Source organism: Bathymodiolus heckerae thiotrophic gill symbiont, from assembly GCF_900180345.1.
Taxonomy (GTDB): domain Bacteria; phylum Pseudomonadota; class Gammaproteobacteria; order PS1; family Pseudothioglobaceae; genus Thiodubiliella.
On sequence record NZ_FXLV01000084.1, the window covers coordinates 1 to 2,461 of the forward strand.

General features: G+C 37.4%; 2 protein-coding genes. One reads left to right on the plus strand and one right to left on the minus strand.

Annotation, left to right across the window (positions count from 1 at the left end):
- Positions 1 to 112 precede the first annotated feature (112 nt).
- Entirely contained in the window at positions 113 to 319 is a 207-nt protein-coding gene (lepB, locus tag CRYPD_RS07540) for a signal peptidase I (protein ID WP_138146963.1), read from the plus strand.
- 125 nt (positions 320 to 444) lie between these two features.
- Here the strand turns inward: lepB and dbpA are convergent, their stop codons facing one another.
- On the minus strand, positions 445 to 1,824 hold the full coding sequence (gene dbpA, locus CRYPD_RS07545) for an ATP-dependent RNA helicase DbpA (RefSeq protein ID WP_138146964.1): 1,380 nt from the start codon (positions 1,822 to 1,824) through the stop codon (positions 445 to 447).
- Positions 1,825 to 2,461: the final 637 nt, after the last annotated feature.

A 2,461-nucleotide genomic window follows, 5' to 3' on the forward strand; every position in this document is an offset into this window, starting at 1 on the left:
CATGAAGCGACTCAACACAAGACCTCGAAAAACACGAGGTGGGAAACAACCAGTTGAGTTATTTTTAGGAAAGGCTGTTGATTTATTAACGGCTTAGGAGAAATTGCACTTAATGTGCGAATTCAAGGTACATAAAAATCCATCTAAATCAATGAATTTAACTGTTCCAAACGGTCAATATTTTGTCATGGGTGACAATCGTTCTAGGAGTTCTGATAGTAGATTTTGGGGGTCTCTTCCAAAAGAAAATATTCTTGGAAAGGCAACTTATATTTGGTATTCTGATGACGCCAAGCGTATTGGAAAGAAAATAAACTAATAAAGGTCTTTGCATACATATGAATAATCATCAAAAATCCACTTTTTACCAACTTGGTAAAAATTGAATTCTGCTAATCATTCATATGTATGCAAAGGTCTCTAATAGAAATTATTGTATAAATTTTAAGACAAAATTCTAACCCTAAAAGTTCTGCCCTTGAGTTTGTCGTTTTGAATTTTTTTAAGTGCTGGTTTAACCAACTCGGCACTTATTGCTACGAAAGACCAGTTACTCACCACAGTAATCTTACCGATTTTATCCCCTGAAATACCACCTTTACCCGTCAAAGCGCCGACAATATCGCCAGGGCGGAGTTTTTGTTTTTTACCGCCATCAATCTTTAGCGTGACCATTAAAGGCTTTTTAACAGGCTTGTGTAAATACGCATCGCTTGGCAATGGTGTGTCCAAACTGGCCAAATCAATATCCATCATCTCTAATTTATGATTTTCTCTATCGCTATAAAGCGTGCAAGCAATGCCACTTCGTCCCGCTCTGCCTGTGCGACCAATACGATGAATATGCACTTCTGGGTCGTGTGCAATATTAAAATTAATTACCATGTCTAAATCTTCAATATCCAAGCCTCGTGCAGCAACATCAGTTGCTACCAGAACCGAAACACTACCATTGGAAAAGCGAATCAACGCCTGATCCCGCTCCCGCTGATCCAAATCTCCATGAATGGCAAGTGCATAAAATCCATAATAAGCCAATTCATCAGCCACGTCTTGCGTATCACTTTTAGTATTACAAAATACCAGCGCAGATTCGGGCTTATGTTTAGCCAACAACAAACGCAATACATTCATGTGTTCGTCATCTGTATTGGCTAAATAGAAATATTGCTTAATAGTAGATTCTTCCTGAATAGAAGGCGCCTCAAGTATCTCAGGATTTTGCATAATACGATTGGCAATATCAGCGATTTCTACCGGATAAGTCGCACTAAATAATAAAGTCTGGCGATTTTCAGGCATCTTCTCAATAATTTTATCGATGCTGTCTTGAAAACCCATATCTAACATACGGTCTGCCTCGTCTAACACCAGCACAGCAATGTGTTTAAGTTTTAAAGTACCTTTACGCAGATGCTCTTCAACACGCCCTGGTGTGCCAACCACAATATGTGTGCCGTGCTCTAATGAACCAATTTGCGGGCCAAAAGGCGTACCACCACAAAGCGTTAGTACTTTAATATTATGAACGGTTCTAGCGAGTTTACGAATTTCATTTGCCACTTGATCAGCCAGCTCACGCGTGGGGCATAAAACCATCGATTGTGTTTTAAAGGACTTGACATCAAGTTTTTGTAACAAACCCAACCCAAAAGCAGCTGTTTTGCCCGAACCCGTTTTACCCTGCCCAATAACATCTTTACCCGATAAAAGAATTGGCAAACTTAGTGCCTGAATAGGTGTCATTGACTTATAGCCCAAACTACTCAGATTTTTTAATAAGTCAGGGTTTAAACCAAGCGAAGAAAAATCAGTTGAATTCATAGCGCACCTCAAATAAATACTAAGCGAATTTTACGCTTTATATAATAATTAGCAATACAAATACTATGTGAGGCCTTTGCATAATTTATAATTTCTCATCTTAATTTCAACTTTTACAATTTTTTTTAAAATTTTCCATATTTTCCTATAAAAACCAAAAAACATCTGGTTTTTTATCGCTTTATTTCTCTATTCTTAACCCTTTCTCACTCATTGGGTGCAACAACCTTGTAAACTTCGCCTCTGTTTAAAAATGTTCATTCCAGTTTTCAGATGATGACTCATGGCAACTAGTTGCACTGGCTTTATTTCTCTCTAATCCAAGGTATCTTGCTTTGCCTAATCTATGATGAAGTTTAAGCAAACCAAAAAAGACCTCTGCATAAATATGGATGATTAGCAGAATTCAATTTTTGTCAAATTGGTTTTTTTTAAACTCTGCCCTAGCAAGGCTAAGACCGAGTTTAAAAAAATTACCAAGTTGGTAAAAAGTGGATTTTTGATGATTATTCTTGAATTCGCACATTAAGTGCAATTTCTCCTAAGCCGTTAATAAATCAACAGCCTTTCCTAAAAATAACTCAACTGGTTGTTTCCCACCTCGTGTTTTTCGAGGTCTTGTGTTGAGTCGCTTCAT

Bases quoted from the DNA above. Each gene is read 5' to 3' on its own strand.
- lepB (WP_138146963.1), top strand. From the start codon at position 113: ATGTGCGAATTCAAGGTACATAAAAATCCATCTAAATCAATGAATTTA.
- dbpA (WP_138146964.1), bottom strand. From the start codon at position 1,824: ATGAATTCAACTGATTTTTCTTCGCTTGGTTTAAACCCTGACTTATTA.